21 protein-coding genes are annotated in these 24847 nt (G+C 71.8%); 10 read left to right on the forward strand and 11 right to left on the reverse strand.

Annotated elements, in window-relative coordinates:
- Positions 1–52 precede the first annotated feature (52 nt).
- On the forward strand, positions 53–1303 hold the full coding sequence (locus ACS5PV_RS24830; protein WP_455398021.1) for a NupC/NupG family nucleoside CNT transporter: 1251 nt from the start codon (positions 53–55) through the stop codon (positions 1301–1303).
- 27 nt (positions 1304–1330) lie between these two features.
- Here ACS5PV_RS24830 and ACS5PV_RS24835 read toward each other — a convergent pair whose 3' ends face one another.
- Positions 1331–2509, reverse strand: coding sequence for a serine hydrolase domain-containing protein (locus tag ACS5PV_RS24835; RefSeq protein WP_455398022.1), 1179 nt, complete (start codon positions 2507–2509; stop codon positions 1331–1333).
- A 474-nt stretch (positions 2510–2983) separates the two neighbouring features.
- On the opposite strand from ACS5PV_RS24835, the gene ACS5PV_RS24840 reads away from it, so the two are divergent.
- Positions 2984–3154 (forward strand): hypothetical protein, encoded by a 171-nt coding sequence (locus tag ACS5PV_RS24840; protein WP_455398023.1) that lies wholly within the window; start codon positions 2984–2986, stop codon positions 3152–3154.
- 300 nt (positions 3155–3454) lie between these two features.
- On the opposite strand, the gene ACS5PV_RS24845 is transcribed toward ACS5PV_RS24840, so the two are convergent.
- Entirely contained in the window at positions 3455–5290 is a 1836-nt protein-coding gene (locus ACS5PV_RS24845) for an aminopeptidase P family protein (RefSeq protein ID WP_455398024.1), read from the reverse strand.
- Between the two features lie 128 nt (positions 5291–5418).
- Positions 5419–6624: a DUF2125 domain-containing protein gene (locus tag ACS5PV_RS24850; protein ID WP_455398025.1), complete on the reverse strand. Its 1206-nt coding sequence runs from the start codon at positions 6622–6624 to the stop codon at positions 5419–5421.
- A 159-nt stretch (positions 6625–6783) separates the two neighbouring features.
- Between ACS5PV_RS24850 and ACS5PV_RS24855 the strand changes: the two genes are divergently transcribed.
- From ACS5PV_RS24855 to ACS5PV_RS24870, 4 genes are all read left to right on the forward strand, one after another.
- Positions 6784–7326: a gamma-glutamylcyclotransferase gene (locus tag ACS5PV_RS24855; protein ID WP_455398026.1), complete on the forward strand. Its 543-nt coding sequence runs from the start codon at positions 6784–6786 to the stop codon at positions 7324–7326.
- A gap of 136 nt (positions 7327–7462) precedes the next feature.
- Complete coding sequence (locus tag ACS5PV_RS24860; RefSeq protein WP_455398027.1) at positions 7463–8734, forward strand: MFS transporter; 1272 nt, start codon at positions 7463–7465, stop codon at positions 8732–8734.
- Positions 8735–8941: 207 nt separating this feature from the next.
- Positions 8942–9784, forward strand: a complete 843-nt coding sequence (locus ACS5PV_RS24865) for a universal stress protein (RefSeq protein WP_455398028.1) — start codon at positions 8942–8944, stop codon at positions 9782–9784.
- 9 nt (positions 9785–9793) lie between these two features.
- A complete protein-coding gene (locus ACS5PV_RS24870) occupies positions 9794–10225 on the forward strand; it encodes an HIT domain-containing protein (RefSeq protein ID WP_455398029.1) in 432 nt (143 codons plus the stop codon).
- A 9-nt stretch (positions 10226–10234) separates the two neighbouring features.
- On the opposite strand, the gene ACS5PV_RS24875 is transcribed toward ACS5PV_RS24870, so the two are convergent.
- Complete coding sequence (locus tag ACS5PV_RS24875) at positions 10235–10834, reverse strand: SCO family protein (RefSeq protein ID WP_455398030.1); 600 nt, start codon at positions 10832–10834, stop codon at positions 10235–10237.
- A gap of 378 nt (positions 10835–11212) precedes the next feature.
- Between ACS5PV_RS24875 and nudC the strand changes: the two genes are divergently transcribed.
- Genes nudC through ACS5PV_RS24890 form a run of 3 tightly spaced genes read left to right on the forward strand, consistent with a single transcriptional unit; the run spans position 11213 to position 13910 of the window.
- A complete protein-coding gene (nudC, locus tag ACS5PV_RS24880; protein ID WP_455398048.1) occupies positions 11213–12127 on the forward strand; it encodes an NAD(+) diphosphatase in 915 nt (304 codons plus the stop codon).
- Between the two features lie 2 nt (positions 12128–12129).
- Entirely contained in the window at positions 12130–13059 is a 930-nt protein-coding gene (locus tag ACS5PV_RS24885) for a dihydrodipicolinate synthase family protein (RefSeq protein WP_455398031.1), read from the forward strand.
- A 53-nt stretch (positions 13060–13112) separates the two neighbouring features.
- Positions 13113–13910, forward strand: coding sequence for an inositol monophosphatase family protein (locus tag ACS5PV_RS24890; RefSeq protein ID WP_455398032.1), 798 nt, complete (start codon positions 13113–13115; stop codon positions 13908–13910).
- 149 nt (positions 13911–14059) lie between these two features.
- Here ACS5PV_RS24890 and ACS5PV_RS24895 read toward each other — a convergent pair whose 3' ends face one another.
- The 7 genes from ACS5PV_RS24895 to ACS5PV_RS24925 form a co-directional block, all read right to left on the reverse strand.
- Positions 14060–14377, reverse strand: coding sequence for a DUF3325 domain-containing protein (locus ACS5PV_RS24895; RefSeq protein WP_455398033.1), 318 nt, complete (start codon positions 14375–14377; stop codon positions 14060–14062).
- Positions 14374–15933 carry a PepSY-associated TM helix domain-containing protein gene (locus tag ACS5PV_RS24900; protein ID WP_455398034.1) on the reverse strand — a complete coding sequence of 520 codons (1560 nt, stop codon included), beginning with the start codon at positions 15931–15933 and terminating at the stop codon, positions 14374–14376. Before ACS5PV_RS24900 ends, ACS5PV_RS24895 begins: the two co-directional genes overlap by 4 nt.
- On the reverse strand, positions 15930–16214 hold the full coding sequence (locus ACS5PV_RS24905; RefSeq protein ID WP_455398035.1) for an iron transporter: 285 nt from the start codon (positions 16212–16214) through the stop codon (positions 15930–15932). Before ACS5PV_RS24905 ends, ACS5PV_RS24900 begins: the two co-directional genes overlap by 4 nt.
- A gap of 4 nt (positions 16215–16218) precedes the next feature.
- Positions 16219–18567, reverse strand: coding sequence for a TonB-dependent siderophore receptor (locus tag ACS5PV_RS24910; protein ID WP_455398036.1), 2349 nt, complete (start codon positions 18565–18567; stop codon positions 16219–16221).
- A gap of 542 nt (positions 18568–19109) precedes the next feature.
- Entirely contained in the window at positions 19110–20843 is a 1734-nt protein-coding gene (gene poxB / locus ACS5PV_RS24915; protein WP_455398037.1) for a ubiquinone-dependent pyruvate dehydrogenase, read from the reverse strand.
- Between the two features lie 406 nt (positions 20844–21249).
- Positions 21250–21525: an adenylosuccinate synthase gene (locus ACS5PV_RS24920; RefSeq protein ID WP_093566628.1), complete on the reverse strand. Its 276-nt coding sequence runs from the start codon at positions 21523–21525 to the stop codon at positions 21250–21252.
- 14 nt (positions 21526–21539) lie between these two features.
- Complete coding sequence (locus tag ACS5PV_RS24925; protein WP_093566629.1) at positions 21540–21794, reverse strand: hypothetical protein; 255 nt, start codon at positions 21792–21794, stop codon at positions 21540–21542.
- A 245-nt stretch (positions 21795–22039) separates the two neighbouring features.
- Between ACS5PV_RS24925 and ACS5PV_RS24930 the strand changes: the two genes are divergently transcribed.
- The gene (locus ACS5PV_RS24930; RefSeq protein WP_455398038.1) at positions 22040–24487 is read left to right on the forward strand and encodes a hypothetical protein; all 2448 of its coding nucleotides are present in this window, start codon (positions 22040–22042) and stop codon (positions 24485–24487) included.
- Positions 24488–24847: the final 360 nt, after the last annotated feature.

A 24847-nucleotide genomic window follows, 5' to 3' on the forward strand; every position in this document is an offset into this window, starting at 1 on the left:
ACTGAACGATGCGGCATCAGGCTTGCTGGGCCCTGACCGAGAGGAAGACTGCATGCCGGACCGCCTGATCCACGCCGCCGCCAGCATCGCGGTCCTGATCGCGATCGCGGTCCTGTTCTCGACCAACCGCCGCGCGATCCGGCCGCGGGTGGTGCTGTCCGCGCTCGCGGTCCAGGTCGGGATCGGCGCCCTGGTGCTGTTCTGGCCCGCCGGCCAGGCGGCGCTCGGCGCCGTCGCCGACGCGGTGCAGGCGGTCCTGTCCTACGGCGACAAGGGCGTCGCGTTCCTGTTCGGCGGCCTCGTCGAGCCGAAGATGTTCGAGTTGTTCGGCGGCGGCGGCTTCGTGCTGGCCCTGCGGGTCCTGCCGCAGATCATCTACGTCTCGGCGCTGATCGCGGTGCTCTACCATTTCGGGGTGATGCAGGCGCTCGCCCGGGCGCTCGGCGCGGCCTTGCAGCGGGTGCTCGGCACCTCGCGGATCGAGACCTTCTCGGCGGTCATCACGATCTTCATCGGGCAGAGCGAGATCGCGGTGGCGCTCAGGCCGTTCCTGGCCCTCCTCACCGGCGCCGAGCTGTTCGCCGTGATGACGAGCGGCGCGGCCTCCACCGCCGGCTCGATCCTCGCCGGCTACGCCGCCCTCGGCGTGCCGATGCCCTACCTGCTCGCCGCCTCGTTCATGGCGATTCCCGGCGGGCTCCTCTACGCCAAGATCCTGGTGCCCTCGACCGAGCCGAGCCGGGTCAAGACCATGCGGGTGACCTTCGGCGAGACCCGGGCGGTCAACGTGATCGAGGCCGCCGCCGACGGCACCCAGAAGGGCCTGGCGGTCGCCGCCGCGGTCGGCGCGATGCTGATCGCCTTCGTCGGGCTGATCGCGCTCGTCAACGGCCTCGTCGCCTATGCGGGCGGTCTCGCCGGGATGCCGGGCGCCTCGATCGAGGGGCTGCTCGGGACGGCGCTGGCGCCGCTCGCCTGGCTCCTCGGCGTGCCGTGGGAGCAGGCGACGCTCGTCGGCGGCGCCATCGGCCAGAAGCTCGCCTTCAACGAGTTCCTGGCCTACGCCAACCTCTCGCCGATCCTGAAGAGCGGCGAGTTCGGCCCCCGCACGACCGCGATCCTGTGCTTTGCCCTGTGCGGCTTTGCCAACCTGTCGTCGATCGCGATCCAACTCGCGAGCTTCGGCAGCCTGGTGCCGGAGCGCCGTGCGGAGGTGGCGGCCTTCGGGCTCCGGGCGATCCTCGCCGGCACCCTGTCGAACCTGACCAGCGCGGCGATCGCCGGGGTGTTCATCGGGGCGTGAGGGCGGGACCGTCGGACCGGCTGGCCGTCAGGACACGCTCCGGTACACGGCAGTCTCGAACTCCAGAAAGTTCTCCACCGCGGCGGGATCGGCGAAGGGGAAGAGCTGGGTGCCCCAGAACCCCCCGATCCCGGCGGTCCGGTCGATCCAGAAATACAGGTTGGCGAGCCCCGCCCAGGCGAGCGAGCCGGCCGAGCGCCCGGTCGGCGCCGCCTCGTCGTTGATCATGAAGCTCAGGCCCCAGGATTTCGGCATGCCCGGAAAGAACTCGGCGTCGTGCGAGAGGTGGCGCTTCACCCCCGGCAGGGCGCGGATCTTCAGCGCCGGGCCGAGGCCGTTCGTCGCCGCCATCGCGACGGTCTCGGGCCGCAGCACCGGCCCGTGCGGGCCGGCGCCGTCGTTGAGCCACATCCGGATGAAGCGCAGGTAGTCCTCGGCGGTCGAGTAGAGCCCGTGGCCGCCCATCTCGACCTCCGGCTCCTGCGGCAGCTCGAAGCCGGCGATGACCGACAGGCTGCCGTCCTCGGCCCGCTGGTGCATCCGCGCGAGGCGGGCGCGCATGGCGGAGGTGAGCGTAAAGCCGGTCGAATCCATGCCGAGAGGCGAGAGGATCCGCTCCCGCAACACCGCCCCGAGGCGGTGGCCGGTCACCGCCTCGACCACCTGGCCGGCCCAGTCGAGGTTGCTGCCGTATTCCCAGGACTCGCCGGGATCGAACAGCAGCGGCATCATCAGCGAGGCGCGGGTGCCGCTGGTCACCCCCGGCCGCTTGCTCTGGCGCAGGAGCCGGGCGTAGGCCTCGTTGAAGATGTCGTAGCCGAAGCCGGCGGTATGCAGCAGCAGCATCCGGGTGGTGATCGGGCGCGCCGGCGGGCGCAGGCGCGGGGCGCCGTCGTCCGAAAAGCCGTCGAGCACCTGGATCCCGTCGAGGTCCGGCACGTAGGAAGAGGCCGGGGCGTCGAGGTCGAGCCGGCCTTCCTCCGCCAGTTGCAGCACGGCGGTAGCGGTGACCGCCTTGGTGGTGGAGAAGATCGCCAGGACCGTGTCGGGGGTCATCGGCGCCTCCTCGCCCCGCTGCCCGGCGGCGCCGGCGTAGAGCGTGCGCTCCCGGTCGGTCGCCATGGCGACGATCCCGGGCAGGTGCGGGGCCTGCTCCACCCCGCGCCGCAGGATCGCATCGGCCGCTCGCTTGAGATCGTCGTCCATCCCGCGTCCTCCCGATCCTCGTTCTTATGCGGGCAGCCTACCCTGCCGCGTGTCGTCGTGTCAGGCCCGCAGGAGGTTGCGACCACCGCGCGCCCATCACGAGGGCGCGATCGTCTCGTTCTCAATTTAGATTGGCGCCCGACAATCAAGTGGCCTAACGCGCCGGTATTGTCGCCAAGACGGCGCCGTCTCATCAAAATGGCGGATGACATCGCCAAGTTCTGCCTCTACGACACTCTTCAATAAAGAAGCAGGCGTGAGCGCACGCCGTCGGGCCTTTGTCCCGGCGGGAGGGCGTCCGCTCGTCTTCAGCGGGCCGGACCAAGCATCCGATCGCGCAACCGGAGCGAACCTTAAGGAGATGCGGTCCGCCTGGACCCGTGCCCTCACGGGCCGGCCGGTGCCGCATGCCCGCTCGACCGACGCCGACCCGTGACCAGCCGGCCCGCACGTGACGGGCCGCAGGAGGCCGACATGCGTGTTCTGACCGCTCTCAGCGCCCTCGCCCTCGCCACCGGACTGTTCTGGGGCACGATGCTGACCCGCCCGCCGACCAGCGAGGCCCGGCCCGGCCCGAGCATCGACACCCGCGAGATCACCCTGCGCGCGCATCTCGAGGATGCCGCCCCTTGCGACGCCAACTGACGGCGGCGCCGGGCTCTCGCGCTGCCGTCATGGATCGTGGTCGGTTCTCCCTGTCCACGACGGGCCGGGGCGCCTCACCCGCGACCTTACCCCGAGGTGCGAACGGAGCGAGCCTCGAAGGCTTGAGCATCTTCCGACGGCGCAGATGCCGGCTCGTCGAAGAAAAGAACGCGAAATCAGGTATCTGGAGCGCCATTCGGGTGCCGCGCCACGGTGCGCAGCCTCCCGTGTCGTGTGCCGTGTTGCAACGCGATCGGATGGCGCTCCACCATTCCCGGGCAACGTGACCGTCGACGGACCCTACGAGAAGGCCGCCACCGGCCGCGTCGCCGCGGCCAGCCACTCGCGGGTCTGCGGGTCGACCAGATCCGACAGCGTCTCGCGCACCCGGGCGTGGTAGGCGTCGAGCCAGGCGGTCTCCTCCGGGGCGAGCAGGTCCGGCACCACCAGGGCGAGGTCGATCGGCGCGAGGGTCAGGGTCTCGAAGCCGAGCATCGGGCGCTCCGCGCCCTCGATGCCGCGCTCCTCCACCAGGACCAGGTTCTCGATCCGGATGCCGAAGGCGCGGGCCTTGTAGTAGCCCGGCTCGTTCGAGACGATCATGCCGGGCCGGAGCGCCACCGTGCCGGTCTTGGCGATGCGCTGCGGTCCCTCGTGCACCGACAGGAAGGCGCCGACGCCGTGGCCGGTGCCGTGGTCGAAGTCGAGGCCGGCCTCCCAGAGCGGGCGGCGGGCGAAGGCGTCGATCTGCGCCCCCGTGGTACCGCGGGGAAACACCGCGGTGGCGATGGCGATGTGGCCCTTCAGCACCCGGGTGAAGCGGTCGCGCATCTCCGGGCTCGGGGCGCCGACCGCCACCGTGCGGGTGATGTCGGTGGTGCCGTCCCCGTACTGGGCGCCGGAATCGATCAGGAACAGTTCGCCCGGCCGCACCCGCCGGTCGGTGCCGCGCGTGACGCGGTAATGCACGATGGCGCCGTTCGGCCCCGACCCCGAGATGGTCGGGAAGGCGACCTCGCGCAGCGCTCCGGTCTCGGCCCGGAACGCTTCCAGGCGCACCACCGCGTCGATCTCCGACACCGCCCCGCCGGGGGCCTCCCGGGCGAGCCAGGCGAGGAAGCGGGTCACCGCGGCGCCGTCGCGGATATGTGCGGCCCGGGAGCCGGCGATCTCGGCGGCGTTCTTCTCCGCCTTCATGGCGGTGATCGGATCGGGCCCGACATCGAGCGTGCCGCCGGCCGCGGTGATCCGCCGGCCGAGCGCCACGGCGCCGGTCGCGGCATCGACCCGCACCCGGGCCTTGGCGGCGCCGAGGGCGTCGAGCGCGGCGGGCAGCGCCGCCGGCTCGTCCCGTTCGGCCAGGCCGTCGAGGGCGCGGGCGGCCTCCTCCGTCACCTTCTCGGGATCGAGGAAGAGGCGCGCCGCGCCCTCCCGCGGGATCACCGCGTAGCCGAGCGGCAGGGGGGTGTGGGCGACGTCGCCGCCGCGCAGGTTGAACGCCCAGGCGAGGTTGTGCGGGTCCGACACGACGAGCGCGTCGAGCCGGGCCTTCGCCAGCGCCTCGCGCACCCGCCCGAGCTTCGCGGATGCCGCCTCGCCGGCCAGATTCTCGGGGTGGGTCACCACCGGCGCCCGCGGGGCGGCCGGGCGGTCGATCCAGACGAGGTCGACGAGGTTGAGGGCGGTCGGCTCGACGCGACCGCCCGCCTCCCGGGCGGCGCGTTCCAGCCGGGCGAGCCCGTCCGGGGTGTGCAGCCAGGGATCGTAGGCCAGGACCCCGCCCGCCGGCAGGTTGGCGGCGATCCAGGCCTCGACGCTGGTCTCAGCGAGCGGCACCGGGGTGACGACGCCCGTGTCGACCTGCTCGGCGGCCTGGAGGGTGTAGCGCCCGTCCACCACCAGGGCGGCCTTGTCGGCGAGCACCACCGCGGTGCCGGCGGAGCCCGTGAACCCGGTGAGCCAGGCCAGCCGCTCGGCGTTGGGCGGCACGTATTCCGACTGGTGCTCGTCGGCCCGCGGCACGACGAAGCCCGCGACTCCCCGTTGCGCCATCGCGGCCCGAAGCGCGGCGATCCGCGTCGCGCCCTCCCGGTGGCTGGGATCCTCGAAGCTCTGGAAGCGGGCGGTCTGGCTCATGCCCGCAGGCGTACGATGCCGGGGGCGGGGCGGCAACCGCCTCCCCTCAGTGTCTCTCACAAAACTCCCGATCACCGACTTCGCTCGATGTGGCAGCGCCAGCGCAGCGGGAGTTTTGTGAGGTGCACTCAATACAGCGGCTGGAGCCGCACGTTCGGCACCGCGAAGGGCCCGACCACCACGCGCCCGCCGGTGAGCCGCACCGTCGGCAGCACCTTGAGCGGCGGCTCGCCGGGGCGGTTCTGATCCTGCGCGCGCCCGCCCGGTGCCGGCTCCTTGCGGCGCCCGCCGAGGAACTGGCCGACGATGTTGCCGATCAGCGCCGCGCCGTCGCCCCCGAGCCGCGCCCCGAGCTGCTCGCTGATCAGCGGCGCGATCACCTGCTCCAGGCCGGCGGTGCGCACGTCGAACTGGCCGGTCGGGCGGTGCTGGTCGTCGAGGGCGAGCACCCCTTGCGCCCGCAGGCGACGGCTGCCCTTCTCGGCCGCGAGGCTCGCGATCTCGATCGCGCCGCCGGCCTCGCGCCAGCGCTCCAGCTCCTGCGCCAGGGTGCGGGTGCGGAACCCCGCCGCCCGGGTGACAGTGGCGTCGAGGGCGATGTCGGCGGGCTCCGTCCCCCCGAGCACCGGATCGAGGAGCGGCAGGCCCGCCTGCAGCACCCGGGCGCTCAGGTCGACGGCGCCGTCGGTGGCAAAGCGCCCCGGGGTCGGCCGCGCGTGCAGTTCGAGGTGGCCGACCGTGAAGTCGATCGGCGAGGGGTCGGCGCCGGTGACGGCGCCCTTCATCCCGTCCGCCACCACCGAGGCACGCTGGAAGCCGTCGCTCGTGGCGTGCACGCTCGCCTCGAGCTGGCTCCAGCTCACGGTGGCCTCAAGCCCGCCCTGCTGCACCCGGAACGGCCCGGTCGCCTCCAGGATCACGTGGCGCGGCTGGTAGACCTGCGCCACCGCCACCACCGGACCGGTGGTGAAGCGCACGTCGGAGCGGGCGAAGGCGAGCTCCGCGCAGCGCAGCTCGAACCGGAACGGGAAGCCGGTCAGCGAGCGGTCCTTGCAGGTCCATTGCCGGCCGGCCTGCGCCTCGCGGGCGAACCACGCGTCGATCTCGCCGTCGGCCCGGCCGCGCAGCCAGAACCAGCCGGCGCTCCAGGCGAGCGCCAGCAGGAGCAGCAGCGCGAACGGCGCGAACAGGCCGAGGCGCAGGCCGGGCCCGCGGCCGGATCCCTCGCCCGGGCCTTGGCCAGGGGCTTGACCGGAGACTTGACCGGAGATTTGGCCCGGGCGCCCGCTCGGCGGCGTCTCGTTGGTCGGCCCAACGGTGGTCGGCCTGTTCATCGGCATAATCCCGGCTCTGCGGCGGCCCGGCACGGGCCACCCGGATTGAACCGCGTCCCCGTAGCTGCTACCGGCCGCGCCCGGCAAGTGAGACGGCAACCGGGGCAGGCCCGCTCACGAGGTCGTGCCGGAGCGAGCGTGCCGGGAGGAAACGGGGCGATGCAGGCGGGCGAACCGTCGGATCTGTGGGTGTTCGGCTACGGCTCGCTGATGTGGCGGCCGGGCTTTCCCTTCGTGGAGAGCGGGCCGGGGCGCCTGCGCGGCTATCACCGCTCGCTCTGCGTGCTGTCGCACGTCCATCGCGGCACGCCGGAGCGGCCGGGCCTGGTGCTCGGGCTCGACCGCGGCGGCTCCTGCCGCGGCATGGCGTTCCGGGTCGCGGGCGCGGACGCCGCGTCGACGCTCGCCTACCTGCGCGAGCGCGAGCAGGTCACGGCGGTCTACGTCGAGCGGGTGCTCGGCGTCACCCTCGACGACGGGCGCCGGATCACGGCGGTGACCTACCTCGTCGACCGACGCCACCCGCAATATGCCGGCCGCCTGCCGGAGGCCGAGCTGGTGCGGCTGGTGCGCCAGGGCCTCGGCCGCTCGGGCGCCAACCCGGACTACGTCCGCCACACCCACGACCAGCTCGTCGCCATGGGCATCCCCGACCCGATGCTCGCCCGCCTGGCGGCCGCCTGCGCGGTGCCGAGCCCCTGACGGGCGAGGGGCGCCCCGCATCTCACCCGGGCGTCACCGCACCGACCCGATCATTCGCCGTTCAGGCGCGTTGGTCCGTGTGGGTCCGCCAAGAGACCCAAAGAGACCCAATCCGAGCCGGAGCGCCTCCGCGTTGATGAATCCCACGACCCATCTCGCCCTGATCAACGCCTTCGTCGGCGACATCCAGGGCGGGCTCGGCCCCTTCCTCGGCACCTGGCTGGCGCAGGCCGCGCAATGGGGCCCCAGCGAGGTCGGCCTCGTCACCACCATCGTGGGCTTCGCGACGCTCGCCCTCAGCGGGCCGCTCGGCGCCCTGGTCGATCGGCTCGGCCGGCCCCGGATGCTGATCGCGGCGGCCTGCGCGGCCATCCTCGTCGGCACCCTGCTGCTGCTGCCGGCGCGCTCGTTCATGACGGTGCTCGTCGCCCAGTTCATCGCGGCCGCCGGCGGCACCCTGGTGGTGCCGGCGGTCACGGCGCTGACCCTGGGCATGGTCGGCAAGCAGGCGTTTCCCAAGCAGCAGGGCCGCAACCAGGCCTGGAACCACGTCGGTATCCTCGGGGCGGCCCTGGCGATCAGCTTCGGCACGCCGGTCATGGGCCCGAGCATCGCCTTCTGGGTGCTCGGCGGGCTCTCGGCCTGCGCCATCGCGGCGGCGCTGACGACGCCGCGCCAGGCCTATAACGGCCGGCGCGCCGTCGGCTGGAAGGAGGACGACCCGGACGACAAGCCCGAGCGCTCCGGCATCCTCCGGGTCCTGTCCGACCGGCGCCTGCTGATCCTCTCGGCGGCGCTCGCGCTGTTCAATCTCGCCAACGGCTCGATGCTGAGCCTGCTCGGCCAGAAGCTGGTGGCTTCGGGCCAGGACGGCACCGGCTGGACCGCCCGCTACGTCATCGTCGCGCAGGCCGTGATGATCCCGGTGGCGCTGTTTGCCGGCTCGCTCGCCGACCGGCGCGGCCGGCGCCAGCTCCTCCTCGTCGCCTGCGCGGTGCTGCCGGCCCGGGCGCTGCTCTCGGCCTTCCTGTCCGATCCGTACTGGCTCATCCTCGCCGAGGTGCTCGACGGCGTCGCCTCGGGCGTCATCGGCGTCGCGGTGCCGGTGGTGGTGGCCGACCTGACCTGGGGCTCGGGCCGCACCCAGACGGCGCTCGGCACCGTCGCGGCGGTGCAGGGGGTGGGCGGCGCCCTCTCGGGCTGGGTCGGGGGTCTGCTCGCGCTCCATCTCGGCTGGACCTGGGCCTTCCTGGCGCTGGCCGCGCCCGCCGGCCTCGCCCTGGTGCTGGCCCTGTGGCTGGAGGAGACCTGCGCCCCCGGCGGCCGCGACGGGGCGGGGGCGGCGTGCAGCCAGGACGAGCCGCCCGAGCCGCGCCGGGAGACGGCCGAGGCCCCGGCCGGCCCCTGATACCAAATCCGAAAAATGACTTCCGGATTTGGTATCGAAAGCCCGCGCGGCGCCTGAGCGAGGCCGATTTCCGCATTGCGCAGCAATCGATCGAAAATCGCATGACCGCCCGCCGGGGATGATGGCGGGCGCCCACTGGACAGGCCGGAGGCCGGCGTGATGCAATCGCGCGATCGTCCCCGAGGCCCCTGAGGTGAGTGCGCCCCCATGAAGACGCTCCTCGTTCCGGTCGCCCGCCACACCCTGCTCGATTCCGTCCTCGACACCGCCGTCCTCACCGCCCGCCGCTTCGGCGCCGGCATCGAGGGATTCGGCCTGCGCCCGGCGCTGGCCGAGTACGTCCCCGTCGACATGGTCGGCGGCATGACCTGGGTGCGCGACGAGGAGACCGACCTCGTCGAGGCCCGCGATTGCGGCGGGCTGTTCACCGCCGCGATGGAGCGCCACGGCATCGCCCGCGAGAGCGCCGACGCCGCCAAGAACGGCCCGCGCTGGCGCTGGCGGCCCGATGCCCCTCCCGGCGACGGCTTCCTGGCGCAGCACGCGCGGCTGTTCAACGCCACCGTGGTCGGCCGGCCCGGCAGCGGCGAGGGCGCGCCGCGCATGACGACCCTCGAGGCGGTGCTGTTCGAGAGCGGGCGGCCCCTGATCATCGCCCCGCCGACCTCGCCCGCCAGCATCGGCGAGACCGTGGTGATCGCCTGGAACGGCTCGACCGAGACCGCCCGCGCGGTCGCCTTCGCCGCCCCCTTCCTGCGCGCCGCCTCCCGGATCGAGGTGCTGGGGGTCGATGCCGGCATGGTGCCGGGCCCGAGCGCCGAGGAGATGGCCGCCGCCCTCAACCGCGAGGGCCTGTCGGCGCAAGGCCGCACGCTCGCCGCCGGCCGCCGCACCGTCGGCGAGATCTTCCTGACCGAGGCCGAGGCGATCGGCTGCGACCTCCTGGTCAAGGGCGCCTACACTCAGAGCCGGCTGCGCCAGATGATCTTCGGCGGCGCCACCAGCCACATCCTCGCCCACGCCACCATGCCGGTGCTGATGGCGCATTGACGGACCCGCATGACCGACGATTCCCCCGCCGACGACTTTTCCCTGGACCCGCGGCTGTCCGCCGACACCATCCTGCTCGGCGACCTCGCCCTGTCGCGGGTGCTGCTCCTCGACGACAAGCGCTTCCCCTGGCTCGTCCTGGTGCCGCGCCGGGCGGACGCCTCCGAGCTCACCGACCTGTCGCCCGAGGATGCCGCCCGGCTGATGGAGGAGACCCGGCTGGCGGTGGCGGTGATGCAGGCGCTCGCCAAGCCCGACAAGGTCAATGTCGGGGCGCTCGGCAACGTGGTGGCGCAGCTCCATGTCCACGTCGTCGGGCGGTTCCGCTCCGATCCGGCCTGGCCCGGCCCGGTCTGGGGCCACGGCACGCGGGAGCCCTACCCGGCCCACGCCGCGGCGCAGCTGGTCGAGCGGGCGCAGGGGCTGTTCGCGGCGGCGTGAGGCCGGAGGTCAGGGCCGGTCGAGTCCCTCGGTGAACCCGTCGAGGGCGACGAGGTCGCGCTGCAGGCGCGGCCCGTCGAGGGGGGCGCCGCCATAGACCATGGCGGCCTGCCCGCGGCGGTCGAACAGCAGGATCGTGGGCGGCGGTTCGGGCAGCGAGGCGGCCGGGTAGTGCAGGGCCGCGGCCACTGCCTTGACCGTGCCGGCATCGGACGGAAGCACCCGGACCTGCGGCGCCGGGCCGAGGAGCTGCCGGACGACGCCGCGCAGGCGCGCGGCATCGTCGCCGGCCGGATCCATGCCGATGGCGAGGAAGACCACCCGGCCACGCAGCGAGGCCGGCAGGTCGCGGGCCAGCGCGTTGAGGTCCATCGTCCGGGTGACGCAGAGGATCGTGCAGTCGGCGCTCACGAAGGAGACCACCGCCAGCCGGTCGCGTAAGGAGTCGGGCAGGAGCGGCCGGTTGTCGAGATCGACCCGCGGGCCCGCCTTGCCGGGCACGGCCAGCAGGGCGTCGAGGTCGCTGCCTGCGGCCTGCGCCGCGAGGCTGCCGGACCCGGCCCAGGCCATGAGCAGGCACAGGCCGGCGATGAATGTGGTCGCTCTCATGTCAGGACCCCGGTCCCACGACTTGCCGGTGCTGCTTCACCGGGACGAGGCGAGTCGTAGGGTTCGAAGATTAACGGACGCTCCCCGGCGGAAAGACGATCGCCCGACGGCCGGGGCAAGTCCCCGCCGGCGCTCGCGCAGCCTTAACGGGAGGACAACCGGTCTTTGCGCATCGGCGGGACGCGAAGCGGGGCGCATCGGTCGGATGGTCGCGTCCGGCTCCCGCGCGCCGCGACCCGGCTGCGCCGGGAGCATGGCGCCCGCACCGTCCGGCGCCTTGCTTTTGCATCATTTTGCCTGCCCATGCTGCCTGCGACGCGAGGGGCCGCGCCGGGCTCCGCACGATGATGCATGAGGTCGCACGCCTTGACCGCCTCCTTGCCCTACTCCCTGGATCGCCTCGGCTACGCCCGGAGCCTGCTCGAGCGCCACTCGGCCGAGCGCAGCGGCCCGACCCCGACCCTGGCGGAGACCCCCGACGCGAGCCTGCTCCTGTTCTGCGGCGACGTGCCGGTGCTGCGGGTGACCGAGGGCGGCGCCACCTGCCTGTTGTCGCGCGAGGACGCGGCGCGCGCCGGCCGGCCGTCGCCCGAGCTGTTCCTCGGCCGGGTCGGCGGGCGGCCGGCCTTCGCCGGCGCGCTGCCGGCGGATGCGGCGGCGCACTTCTCCGGCGATCCGGCCTACCGGGTGCTCGATGCCCGCGCCGTCGCCGTCGAGGGCGCGGTGCCGGCGCCCGAGATGGGAGTTCTCGCGACCGCCAAGTCGCTGCTCGGCTGGCATGCCCGCCACGGCTTCTGCGCCAATTGCGGCAACGCCACCACGCTGTCGTGCGGCGGCTTCCGGCGCGACTGCGCGGCGTGCGGCACCGAGCACTTCCCGCGCACCGACCCGGTGGTGATCATGCTGGTGACGAACGGCGACCGTTGCCTCCTCGGACGCCAGGCCCGGTTCGCGCCCGGCGTCTATTCCTGCCTCGCCGGCTTCCTCGAGCCCGGCGAGACCATCGAGGACGCGGTGCGGCGCGAGACCTTCGAGGAGGCGGGCGTGCGGGTCGGTGCGGTGCGCTACCACCTCTCCCAGCCCTGGCCGTTCCCGTCCTCGCTGATGATCGGCTGCGAGGGCGAGGCGGAAGGCGACGCCCTGGTGCTCGACCGGACCGAACTGGAGGATGCGCGCTGGTTCACCCGCGCCGAGGTGCGCCAGATGCTGGAGCGCCACCATCCCGACGGCCTGATGACCCCGCCGCCGATGGCGATCGCCCACGCCCTGGTGCGCACCTTCGCGGATTCTTGAGCGTGGCGCGGTTTCACGGCATCATCCCCTACCTCGTCACCCCGCTCGACGCCGAGGGGCGGGTCGAGGCCGGGGTGATGGCGGCGCTCTGCGACGACCTGATCGGGGCCGGGGTGCACGGCCTGACGCCGCTCGGCTCGACCGGTGAGTTCGCCTATCTCGACGAGGGGCAGAAGCGCGATGCGGTGGCCGCCGTGGTCGCCGCCGCCGCGGGCCGGGTGCCGGTGCTGCCGGGCGTCGCCTCGACGGCGATCCGCGGCGCGGTCGCGCAGGCGAAGGCCTGCCGGGCGGCCGGCGCGGACGGGATCGTGCTGATCCTCGACGCCTACTTCCCGCTGACCGAAGGCGAGGTGGAGCATTACTTCCTATCTGTCGCCGACGCCACCGACCTGCCGATTATCCTCTACACCAACCCGAACTTCCAGCGCGCCGACCTCTCGGTCGCCTCGATCGCGCGGCTCGCCAAGCATCCCAACATCGTCGGCATCAAGGACGCCTCGACCAATACCGGGCGCCTGCTCTCGATCCTCAACCGCGTCGGCGACGACCTCGACGTCTTCGCCGCCTCCTCGCACATCGCCGCGAGCGTGATGATGCTCGGCGGCAAGGGGTGGTTCGCGGGTCCCGCCTGCGTCATCCCGCGGGAATGCCTGGCGCTGTACCGGTTGTGCCGCGAGGCGCGATGGCCCGAGGCGGTGGCGTTGCAGAAGCGGGTCTGGGCCTTCAACGAGGTGTTCGCCCGCTACAACCTCGCCGCCTGCGTCAAGGCGGCGCTCCAGATGCAGGGCCACGCCGTCGGCGATCCGGTGCCGCCGCAGAGCCCGGCCTCGCCGGAGGCCCGCGCGGCCATCGCGGCGGCGCTCGCCGCCGTCACCGGCCGAGACATCACTGGCCCAGACATCACTGGCCCAAGCGTCACGTCGCACCCCTGAGACATCCGGCCGTGTAGGACGGCCGCATCCATCCGTTCGAGGAAGCTTTCGTCATGACCACCGACACCGCCGCGTCCCGCCGCGACGCCGCCCTCGCCATCGCCCGCGCCGCCGGCGAGACCGCGCTCGGCTTCTTCAACGCCCGCGACGATCTGGTGATCGAGCAGAAGAGCGGCGCGCAGGATCTCGTCTCGCAGGCCGACCGCGAGGTCGAATTGCTGATCCGTGCCCGCATCAAGGAGGCCTTTCCCGAGGACGGCGTCATCGGCGAGGAGCACGATCCGGTCCCGAGCCGGTCGGGCTACACCTGGGTCGTCGATCCGATCGACGGCACCAGCCCGTTCCTCAACGGCCAGCCGAACTGGTGCGTGTCGATCGGCGTGCGCGGCCCCGAGGGGCTGGTCGCCGGCGTGATCGAGGCCCCGGTCCTGCGCGAGACCTATGCGGGCTTGGCGGGGGAGGGCGCGACCGTGAACGGCCGCCCGCTGCGCATCGACCCCGCGACGGTGCTCACCTCGGGCAATATCGGCTTCGGCGCCACCCAGAAGACCCCGGCCGCGGAGGCCGCCGCCTTCGTGCACGGCCTCTACCGGGAGGGCGGGGTGCTGTTTCGCAACGGCTCGGGCGCCCTGATGCTCGCCTACGTCGCCGCCGGGCGGCTCGCCGGCTACTACGATCCCGGCCTCAACGCCTGGGACTGCTATGCCGGCCTGCTCTTGGTGCGCGAGGCCGGCGGCGTCGCCGACTACCTCGGCTCCGACGACATGCTCACCGGCGGGCTGCTCTATGCCGGCACGCCGGCGGTGGTGGCGGACCTGCGGCGGCTCGGCGAGGCGTCGCGGCGGGGGTGAGGGCTGTCGGCGGCTGCATAAGGCGCAGGTTCCCGCCGACCGGAATCTCGCCCTCCGTGTCATTCCGGGGCCGCGCAGCGGAGCCCGGAATGACACGGAGGGCGTGGAATCGACCTGAGTCTATCTGTCGACCGGTGAGGTCTCCACCCTTAGACCAGCCCGGCGATCACCCCCGCGACCGCGAGCGGCGCCAGCCACAGCAGCGCCCGCGGCCGGTACGACTGGACGACGATCAGCATCAGGCCCGCCCCGATCAGGGAGCCGAGCCAGTCGACCGGGCCGAAATTCCAGCCGCCCTGCCGGATCGCGGCGGCGAGCGACAGGGCGATCAGCCCCCATCCGGCACCGCGGAAGGCGAGCGCGCGGTACCGGTCCGGCGGGCGCGACCAGATCGCCTGATGGTGCCGGGGCAGGGAGAGGCACAGGGCGGCGAGCCCGAGGAAACTCAAGCCCGCGAGAAGCGTCATGCCCGTCCCATCTGTGCGGCCGCCGGCGGCTCGTCCGCCATCCGGCGCGCCCGGCGCGGCGCGGCGAAACGGGCGATCTTGTGCGAGACGAGGGCAGAGCCTGCGGAGAGCGCGAGGAGCGCGGCGTCGAAGCCGAGGAACCAGGCGGGATCGTCCCACAACGCCCGGGTGGTCGCGACATCCGCGACGACCACCGCGACGAACAGGGCCGCCACGAGGGCGAGCGCCCCGCGCCAGGCCCGGCGCGGCGCCGGCCACAGGCCCGCCAGGGCCACCGCGAGCCAGGCACCGAAGAACACCCGGACCTCCCACTCCGCCCGGGCCCCGAGGTCGACGGGAAGGAGCCGGTTGGCCAGGAAGTAGCCCGCGACGCCCGCCGGCAGGCCCGCCACCGTGCCGAGGTTGAGGGCGTGGACGAGGCGCCAGCCGAACCCCGCCGCGACCCCGGCCTTCGGCAGCCGCGCCACGGTCCAGAGCACCAGCCCGCTCCCCACCATGGCGCAGCCCATCAGCCCGCACAGAAAGAACAGCACGCGCAAGGCCGCCCCGGCGAAGTGCGCCTCGTGCAGGCCGACCATGGTGGTGAAGGTCTTGGCCGCCGGCCGCAATCCCCCCGCCAGCACCTCGACGACCGCGCCGCTGGTGCCCGCGAAGGCGACCTGCGGGTGCTCGTGCGAGAGGCCGTGCGGCTCCTCGAACACCGCCACCACGGTGGAATTCGCGTCGCGCGGGTTGGCGATGGTCAGCCGCTCCAGCGGCCCAGGGATGGTCGCGAGCGCTCGGGCGACCATCGGCCCGACCGGGGCGAGGGTGCCGGGCTGGCCTGACGCCGGGCGGTCCCTGGTGATCTGCCCGGTCTCGGCGAAGTAGGCGAACTGGTCGCCCTTATAGGCGGCGGTGACGCCCCAGGGCATGTACATCAGCGCCAGCGTCACGACGCCCGTATAGGTGATCATCAGGTGGAACGGCAGCGCCAACACGCCGCTGACGTTGTGGGCGTCGAGCCAGCCGCGCTGCGCCGCCTTGTCCCGCCGCAGGGTGAAGAAATCCGAGAAGATGCGGCGGTGGGTGACGACGCCGCTCACCAGCGCCACCAGCATCACCATCGCGCAAGCGCCGACGATCCAGCGGCCCCAGAGCGGCGGCAGATTCAGCTCGAAGTGGAAGCGGTAGAAGAAGTCGCCGCCCCGCGTCGCCCGCATCAGGGCCGGCGCGCCGGTCGCCGGATCGAGGAGGACGTGGCCCGGCGGCGTGCCCGGGCGATTGCGCCAGAACAGCTCGACGAGGGGCCGCTCCGGGGTCGGCAGGCCGATAAACCAGGTCCGCGCGTGCCCCGCATGGGCCTCGAGATGCGCGACCCCGCGCTCGGCCGCCGCCGCCAGGGCCTCCGGGGTGATCGTCGCCTCGCGCCGCAGCTCCGGCTGCATCCAGCGCGAGATCTCGGCCCGGTAATAGGTCGCGGTACCGGTGACGAAGACCGCGAACAGCACCCAGCCGACGACAAGGCCGGACCAGGTGTGCAGCCAGGCCATGGACTGGCGGAAACCCTGCTTCATGACGACGATCCGGTAGCGAGCCAGAGGGCGGCCCCGAGCACGAGGGCGAGGCCCCCGACGATCGCGGCGGCCCGCGTGAGCGAGCGGGCCGCGAAGACCGCGACCACGATGCTCACCATGACGGCAAAGCTGAGAAGCGTCGCCGTCGTCACGGCCTCCGCCCGGGGCATCGGCAGGGTGAGCGACAGGAGGGCGGTGGCCAGGGCAGCGATCGCGTAGCCGCCGCCCGCCGCGAGGACGACGCGGCCGGCCACGGCCGCGCGGGCGGCGATCGGGTTCACGGCCTCACCAGCGGTAGCGCAGGGTCGCGTAGACCGTGCGCGGCAGGCCGACATAGCACGCGGCATAGGTGAGGCAGCCGGACACGACCCGGTCGTCGAGGAGGTTCTGGGCGTTGACCTGGAGGTCGAAGCCGGTGAGCTTCGGGTCGAGATGCTTGAGGTCGTAGCGGGCCACCGCGTCGACGAGCACGCTCTCGGGCACCCGCAGGCTGTTGGCCGGGTCGCCCCAGGAGCCGCCGAGATAGCGGAACCCCCCGCCGAGGCTCAGGCCCAGCAGCGGGCCGGACTGGACCGTGTAGTCGATGAAAAGCGAGGCGGTGCGGTCCGGGATCTGCACCGGGCGCAGGCCCACGATCGGCACGGTCTGGCCGGTGGCCTGGTTGAAGGTCGTGGTGGTGTCGCGGGTGTTGCGCACGTCGAGGAAGGACACGCCGCCGATCAGGTTCAGCCCCTCCGCGAGCGTCGCCCTGGCCTCGAACTCGACGCCCTGCACGCCGATCTCGCCGGTCTGGAGGCTGAAGCCGGGATTGGCCGGGTCCGGCGTCAGGGTGTTCGAGCGCTTGATGTCGAAGGCCGCGGCGGTGAGCAGGATGTCGGTGCCGGGCGGCTGATACTTGATGCCGGCCTCGTACTGGCGGCTCGCGATCGGGTCGGGGATGCGGCCGGTCGAGCCGAAGGCCTGGTCGAAGATGCGCCCGCCGGTGATCGGCTCGAACGCCTCGCTATAGGAGACGTACGGCGCGACGCCTTCGTCGAAGCGGTAGAGCAGGCTCGCCCGGTAGGTCATGGCGTCGGAGGGCACGTCCTGGAACGCGACCGCGCCGGTGGCGAGCGTCCGGGTCGGCCCGCTCTGGCGGGCGACGTCGTAGCGCCCGCCGAGCGTCAGCACCAGGCGGTCGAGCTTGATCTGGTCCTGGAGATAGACGCCGGTCTGCTGCGCGGCGACGCGCCCGTTCGTGGTGTAGGGCGGCACCGGGATCGCCATGTCGTAGTTCGGCGCCAGCAGGTTCAGGTCGGGCGCGGCCGGGAAGGCCGAGGACAGCGTGCGGGTCTTGATCGTCTGTTGGTCGACGCCGAGGAGCGCGGTATGGGCGAGGGGACCGGTGTCGAACCTCGCCTCGAAGTAGTTGTCGATCGTGTAGGCGTCGATCGCCACGTCGGTGGCGATGCGCGAGCGGTTGAGCAGCGGGCCGGTGGTGAGCGGGCTCGGCGTGGCGATCCCGTTGGTGAGGAAGGTCGAGTAGACGCTGCGGTACTGCCCTTCGGTGCGCAGGAAGCGGCCCGAGGAGTGGAAGCGGAAGGTGTCGTCGAAGCGGTGATCGAGGATGTAGGTCACCGCGGCCTGCGTGCGGTCCGACTTCTCGAAGTTGCGGTCGCCGTCGTAGAAATCGACCGGCAGGCGCCCGACGATGCCGTTGCCGAAATTGCGCGGGAAGAGCGTGCCGTAGGCCGGGAAGCCGCCGTAGAAGCCGGAGAACGGGTCGCGCTGGTAGAGGCCGAGCACCGTGAGCGAGGTGTCGGCCGACGGCCGCCAGGTCAGGCTCGGCTGGATGAAGGCGCGCTCGACCCGGGTCGTCACCGCCGGCCCGTCGCCGTTCCAGCCGGAGGCCGTCACCCGGTAGGCGAACTGCTCGGTGCCCGGCACCGTCGTCTCGGAGGTGATCGGCCCGCCGACGTCGAGGCCGCCCCGGACCTCGCTGAAGCCGCCGCCCTGGAGGAAGACCTCGCCGTGGCGGACGAATTGCGGCATCTTCGACGTCAGGTTGACGATGCCGCCGGGGCCGGACTGGCCGTAGAGCACCGAGGCCGGGCCCTTGACGACGTCGATGCGCTCGATCCGGTAGGGATCGACCGACGGGAAGGCGTCGCGGGAGGTCGGCAGGCGCATCCCGTCGAGGAAGAGCGGGGCGGGGAAGCCGCGGATCAGGAACTGCTCCAGCCGGGTCTGGCCGGCGCCGCCGCGCTGCTCGGTGGTCACGCTCGGGCTGTAGCGCAGGGCTTGGTTGATGGTGAGCGCGTTCTGGTCCTCGATCTGCTCGCGGCCGATCACGGTGATCGATTGCGCGGTCTCGAGGATCGGCGTGTCGGTCTTCGTCGCCACCACGCTGCGCGAGGCGACGTAGCCCGGCACCGGCCCGCGGGCGCCGCCGGCCTGCGTCCCGGCGGCGGTCTGCGCGATCACGCGGGGGGCGCCCTCGACGCTGATCGTGTCGAGGGCGATCTCGGCCCCGTCCTGGGCCCGCGCGCCCGCGGCGACGCTCGCCGACAGCACCACGCCCGACAGGAGCGACCGGGTCAGCCGACGCCCCGCGTGCGGGAGGGGACGAGCGCGACGCGGCGACGGAGTGGGCATGACGGAATCCAGGGGCGAGCGGGAACGCTGATCGCGGCCGACGACACCATGAACAGGGTGCGGGGGCGCGGCTGGAAACCAAATGGCAAACTTGATTGACGCTAACAAGGCTTATGTTTTTTAGCTATTACAATGAGAGCATCGGGAATTTTCTATCAAGATACCATGCGTTGATTTGCGGAAATCATCGCGTGTTCCGGCCACGCTTGTGCGAAGTCCCCGAGAGGAGAGAAGGGGAGCGTGGCGCCGACCGGACGGCACAGGCGGTGTGCCGACGTAGGGTCAGCTCTGATGCCGCCCGAAGAGCCTAGTCCGAAAGACATAGAACTCGGCGTGACGGGGCTTGGATGATCCTTGGCGGCGCAGAACGGCGTCTGAGGCCGATGGTGCGTCGCACCCGAACTGGGCCGGTCGATGAGCGAGCCGCGATGCGACGTATCCCACAGGGTTTTCGCTTGATCCGCCTCTGCGCTCGCCGCGGGCGGGGAGAGGGGACGTGGCGCGCCACCTCCTTCCCCGATCCGCCCTCGCGCCCCGACCGGTCACCGGATCAGGTTGCTCTTTGCCAGATCCACGATCTCGTCGCCGCGGCCGTTCATCACCGCGCGCATCACGTAGAGGCTGAAGCCCTTGACCTGCTCGGCCTGGATCCGGGGCGGCATCGCGAGTTCCTGACGGTTCGTCACCACGTCGAGGAGCGCGGGACCGTCATGGGCCAGCATCTCGGCGAGCGCGCCTTCCAGCTCGCCCGGATCCTCGACCCGGCGGCCGTGCAGGCCGGCGGCGCGGGCGATGGCCGAGAAGTCGGGATTCTGGAGCGCGACGCCGGTATCGAGGTAGCCGGCGGCCTTCATCTCCATCTCGACGAAGCCGAGGGTGCCGTTGTTGAACACCACGACCTTCACCGGCAATTTCTCCTGCACCAGGGTGAGGAGATCGCCCATCAGCATGGTGAAGCCGCCGTCGCCGGCGAGCGCGATCACCTGCCGGCCCGGCTGCGCGGCCTGGAGTCCGATCGCGTGCGCCATGGCGTTCGCCATCGAGCCGTGCGCCCAGGAGCCGATCAGCCGCCGGCCCGGCGTCATCTTGAGGTAGCGCGCCGCCCAGATCGTCGGCGTGCCGACATCGGCGGTGAACACGGCGTCGGGGGCCGCGGCCTCGCTCACCAGCTTCGTCAGGTATTGCGGGTGGACCGGCTTGCGGCCGGGCTTGCCGGTGGCGAGGTCGTCGAGCCCCTCGCGGGCCTTGGCGTAATGCTTCAGGCAACGCTCCAGGTGGCCGGAATTCCGGCCGCCTTTCAGCCGCGGCAGCAGGCCGGCGACCGTCACCGCCACGTCGCCGACGAGGCCGAGATCGAGCCGGCAGCGGCGACCGAGATTCTCCGGCCGGATGTCGACCTGCGCGATCTTCGCCTTCTCCGGGTAGAACTGGCGGTAGGGAAAGTCGGTGCCGAGCAGCAGCAGGGCGTCGCAGGCCTCCATCGCGGCGTAGCCGGAGGAGAAGCCGATCAGCCCGGTCATGCCGACGTCGTAGGGGTTGTCGCTCTCGACATGCTCCTTGCCGCCGAGTGCGTGCACCACCGGCGCCTGCAACGCCTCGGCGAGCTGGATCACCTGGTCGCGCGCGCCGGCGCAGCCGCGGCCGCAGAACAGCGTCACCTTCTCCGCTCCGTTGAGGAGGTCGGCGAGCGCGTCGAGCTCGCCCGCCGGCGGCAGCACGATCGGCGGCTTCGGGGCGAGCGTCGCGGGTGCGGCGAGCGCGCGCGGGGGTGCCTCCTTCAGGGCGACGTCGCCCGGGATCACCACCACCGACACGCCGCCCCGTCCGATCGCGGTACGGATCGCGATCTCGAGGACGTAGGGCAGCTGGCTCGGGTCGGAGACCAGCTCGCAATAGTGGCTGCACTCCCGGAAAAGCTCTTCCGGGTGGGTGGCCTGGAAGTAGTTGGTGCCGATCTCGGCCGAGGGGATGTGGGCGGCGATCGCCAGCACCGGCGTGCGCGAGCGGTGGGCGTCGTAGAGGCCGTTGATGAGGTGGAGGTGGCCCGGGCCGCAGGAGCCGGCGCAGACCGCGAGCCCGCCCGTTCCTTGCGAATCGGCCGAGGCCGCGAAGGCCGCCACCTCCTCGTGGCGCACGTGCACCCAGCGGATGTTTCCGCGTGCCCGGATCGCCTCGGTGAGCCCGTTCAGGCTGTCGCCGACGACGCCGTAGACGCGCTCCACGCCGGCATGTTCCAGGGTCTCGATGCAGAGATCGGCGACGTTGCGGCTCGTCATGACACGCTCCTGTGCGATGCGCCGCCTCGGTCGAGGCGGACGTCAAGGAAAACATCTCTCGTCGAGGCGTCCCAACCCGACAGCGGATCTAGGGCGGGCTTGCCGAATGAGGATGTGCGGCGTGAACGAGGGGGTCAGGGGCGGCGGGCCCGGCCACGACGCCGTTAAGCCATGTCACCGAGGCAAAAGCGGCTGCCCTCTCCGGAGGGCGGCAGAAAATACGGTGCTGAAAAGAAAAAAGGCCACTCTTGCGAGTGGCCCAAAGTCTAGGGAGGAAACGCCCAAGAGGGCTGGCAAGTCCACGACGCCATCGCGTCCTTGCGTGAGAGTTGTATCCCATGCTTTTCCGCACTGCACAATCCGGGATCTCGCGCGGGGTGTCATGCGTCGGGTGCATGGATGAGGGTCAGGCCGGACCGATCTCGAATTCCATCCCGCGCCCGGGCCCCTGGTCGGCATAGTCGACGAGCGTATAGCCGCGCTCCGACAGGGCCGCCTCCAGGTCGTCGCGGTGGCGGCGGAACATCTGCCCGATCGCCAGCGGCGTCAGGCGCGGGCTCGCGCGCCGGAGTTCGTCGACGCCGACCTGCACCGGCGCGCCTTCCCGGTCGGCGATCCGGATCAGGATCGCGGCCAGTTCTGCCGCCTTGGTCTCGGCCGCGGATTTCGCCTTGAAGGCCATGATACTCTCCTCGCTCACCCGCCGCTGATCTGCTCGGCGAAGTCCTCCGGGATCTCGCCGAACTGCCCGAGGATCGTCACGCTCTCGAGCTCGCCGGTCTCGTCGTCGGCGACGATGCGCAGAGCCGCCGCGCCCGGCATCCGCCCGGCGATCGCCTCGGCGCGCTTGAGCGCCCCGCTCTCCGTCGGCGCCACGTCGCGCGCGCCCGGCCGCAACCGCTTCCGGTGCACCTCGAACGTCTGCACCATGAAGGTCGTCCGCATCGCCATCCCGTTGTCTCCCGCCGCCATCCCGCGACCTCAAGCGCGGCCGTAAACCGCCGGCCCGCCTGTTCTTTTTTCGTTCTAGCCGATCGCCCGGCCCGGCTCCACCGCCCTCCTCGTCGCGGCCGGCGCGACGACAGGAGCGCGGATTAATCGAGCCGGCCGAGCGTGCAACGTGACCGTGCGTCACTGAACTGTTGCTCAAGCGCGTCTATAGGCCGCCCTGGAAACATTCCAAGGAGGCACCACCCATGGCCATCGGCCCCTCGACGACCCAGACTCCCTACCTCGTGCCGAGCACCGGCACCATCGGCTTCACGTCGATCCTGAGCGTCGGCGACACCGTCCCCGGCTCGGTCAAGGCCGACGGCACCCCCTGGCGCTTCGTCGGCATCCCGGACGGCATCGGCGCCTTCGACAACGGCGACGGCACCGCCACGGTGCTGGTCAACCACGAGATCGGCGCCACCTCCGGCGTGGTCCGGGCGCACGGCTCGGCCGGCGCCTTCGTCGACCGGCTGATCGTCGACAAGGCGAGCCTGAAGGTCCTCTCGGCCGGCGACCTCGGCACCAGCTACTACGGCTTCAACGCCGCGACCGGCGCCTACCAGCTCGGCACGACCGCGCTCGGCCGCCTGTGCTCGGCCGACCTGCCGGCGGTCTCGGCCTTCTTCGACGCATCGACCGGGCTCGGCACGAAGGCCCGCATCTTCATGAACGGCGAGGAGAGCGGGGCCGAGGGCCGGGCGCTCGCCTGGATCGTCGACGGCCCCGAGGCCGGCCGGATCTACGAGCTGCCGCGCCTCGGCAAGCTCTCGTTCGAGAACTCGGTCGCGAGTCCCGCCTCCGGCGCGAAGACCGTGACGATCGGCACCGACGATTCGGCGACCGGCCAGCTCTACGTCTATGTCGGCACCAAGCAGGCGAGCGGCACCGAGATCGAGAAGGCGGGCCTCACCAACGGCAAGCTCTACGGCATCAAGGTGCCGTCGGTGCTGGTCGAGACCAACGCGACCTCGCTCGACGCCGCCGGCGCCGCCTTCAGCCTGCAGGAGATGGGGCCGAACGGCGACGTCTCGCGGATGACCGGCGCGCAGCTCCAGGCCGAGAGCGACGCCGAGGGCGTCTCGACCTTCCTGCGGCCCGAGGACGGCTCCTGGGATCCGAGCAACCCCAACCGCTTCTACTTCAACACCACGAACGCCATCACCAGCCCGTCGCGGCTGTGGGCGCTCGAGTTCACCGACGTCACCCGGCCCGAGCTCGGCGGCACCATCAAGGAGGTGCTGCGCGGGACCGAAGGCCAGGTGATGCTCGACAACCTGACGGTGACTGCCGACGGCAAGGTCATCCTGCAGGAGGATCCGGGCAACAACCCCCGCATCGCCAAGGTCTTCCAGTACGATCCGGCCACCGCCGCGCTGACCGAGATCGCCCAGCACGACCCGGCCCGCTTCGGCACGACCCCGGTGGCGCCGTTCAACCAGGACGAGGAATCCTCCGGAATCGTCGACGTCAGCACGATCTTCGGCGCGCCGGGCCGGGCCGCCTACCTCCTCGACACCCAGGCGCATTACAGCCTGGGCGGCGAGCTGGTCGAGGGCGGCCAGCTGATGCTGATGACCCAGGACCGCACGATCCGCGGCACCGCCGGCAACGACACGCTGACCGGCAGCGCCATCGACGACCTGATCCTCGGCGGCGCGGGCAACGACACGATCAACGGCCGCAGCGGCACCAACGTGCTGTCGGGCGGCACCGGCACCGACACCGCCATGTTCGATGTCCGTCTCGCCGATGCCCGGGTGAGCGCCGAGAACGGCCGCGACGTGGTCAGCGCCGGCAACAGCCGAAGCACCGTGACGGGCTTCGAGCGGTTCCAGTTCACCGACGCCACGGTGGTGACCGGCGACGGCGCGCCGCTCGTCGACGACCTGTTCTACCTGGCGAATTACAAGGACGTGTTGGCCGCCGGCCAGGATGCCGACGCCCACTACGCCATCTACGGCTGGAAGGAGGGCCGCGACCCCAACGCGCTCTTCTCCACCACCGGCTACCTCGCCGCCAACCCGACCGTCCGCGCCTCCGGCCAGAACCCCCTGGAGCAGTACGACCAGGCCGGCTGGAAGGAGGGCCGCGATCCCTCCGCCGCCTTCGACAACGAGTTCTATCTCGCCCGCAACCCGGACGTGAAGGCTGCCGGCATCGACCCGCTCAAGCACTTCATCGAGTACGGCCAGGACGAGGGCCGGCAGGCCTACGCGGCGATCGGCAAGACCGGCGATCTGGCGGCGCATCCGGGCTTCGACGCCGAGTACTACCTTCTGTCGAACCCGGACGTCGCCCGCGCGGCGATCGCGGTCGGCGGCGACTCGTTCGCCTACGCCTACCAGCACTACCAGACCTACGGCTGGAAGGAGGGGCGCAACCCGAACGCGGTGTTCGACACCAAGGGCTACCTCGACGCCTACCGCGACGTGCGGGCGGCCAACATCGACCCGCTGATGCACTACGACCAGTACGGCTGGAAGGAAGGCCGCGACCCGTCGAAGGGCTTCGACACGACCGCGTATCTGGCGGCATACGGCGACGTGGCGCAGGCCAGGATCGACCCGATGCAGCACTACCTGCAATACGGCGCGACGGAAGGGCGCTCGACCTTCGGCGACACCACCTTCGGCGCCGGCAGCATCGGCTGAGCCCACAGGGTTAGGCCGGGGATATAGGCCTCATGATGCAAATCCCGGACGATCACTTCCGGAAATTGCATCGCGAACCGGCGCGGCGCTCGAGCGAAGCCGGCTTCCGCATTGCGAAGCAATCAATCGGAAATCGTATCACGAGCCGGCTCGGCGCCTGAGCGAAGCCGACTTCCGCAGCGCGAAGCAATCAATCGGAAGTCGTATGAGAAGGGCCCGTACGGCATAGGCCGCACGGGCCCTTCCTCGTTCTTGGGCGGCGTGTCGATACCGTCGAGCAAGTCGGGCGGAACTCCATCGGAGCATCACCCCGAAAGATCCACTCGGACGGAGTGGGGCGATCAATCCTCGGCCCCGCCG

This window comes from Methylobacterium sp. Gmos1, from assembly GCF_053764715.1.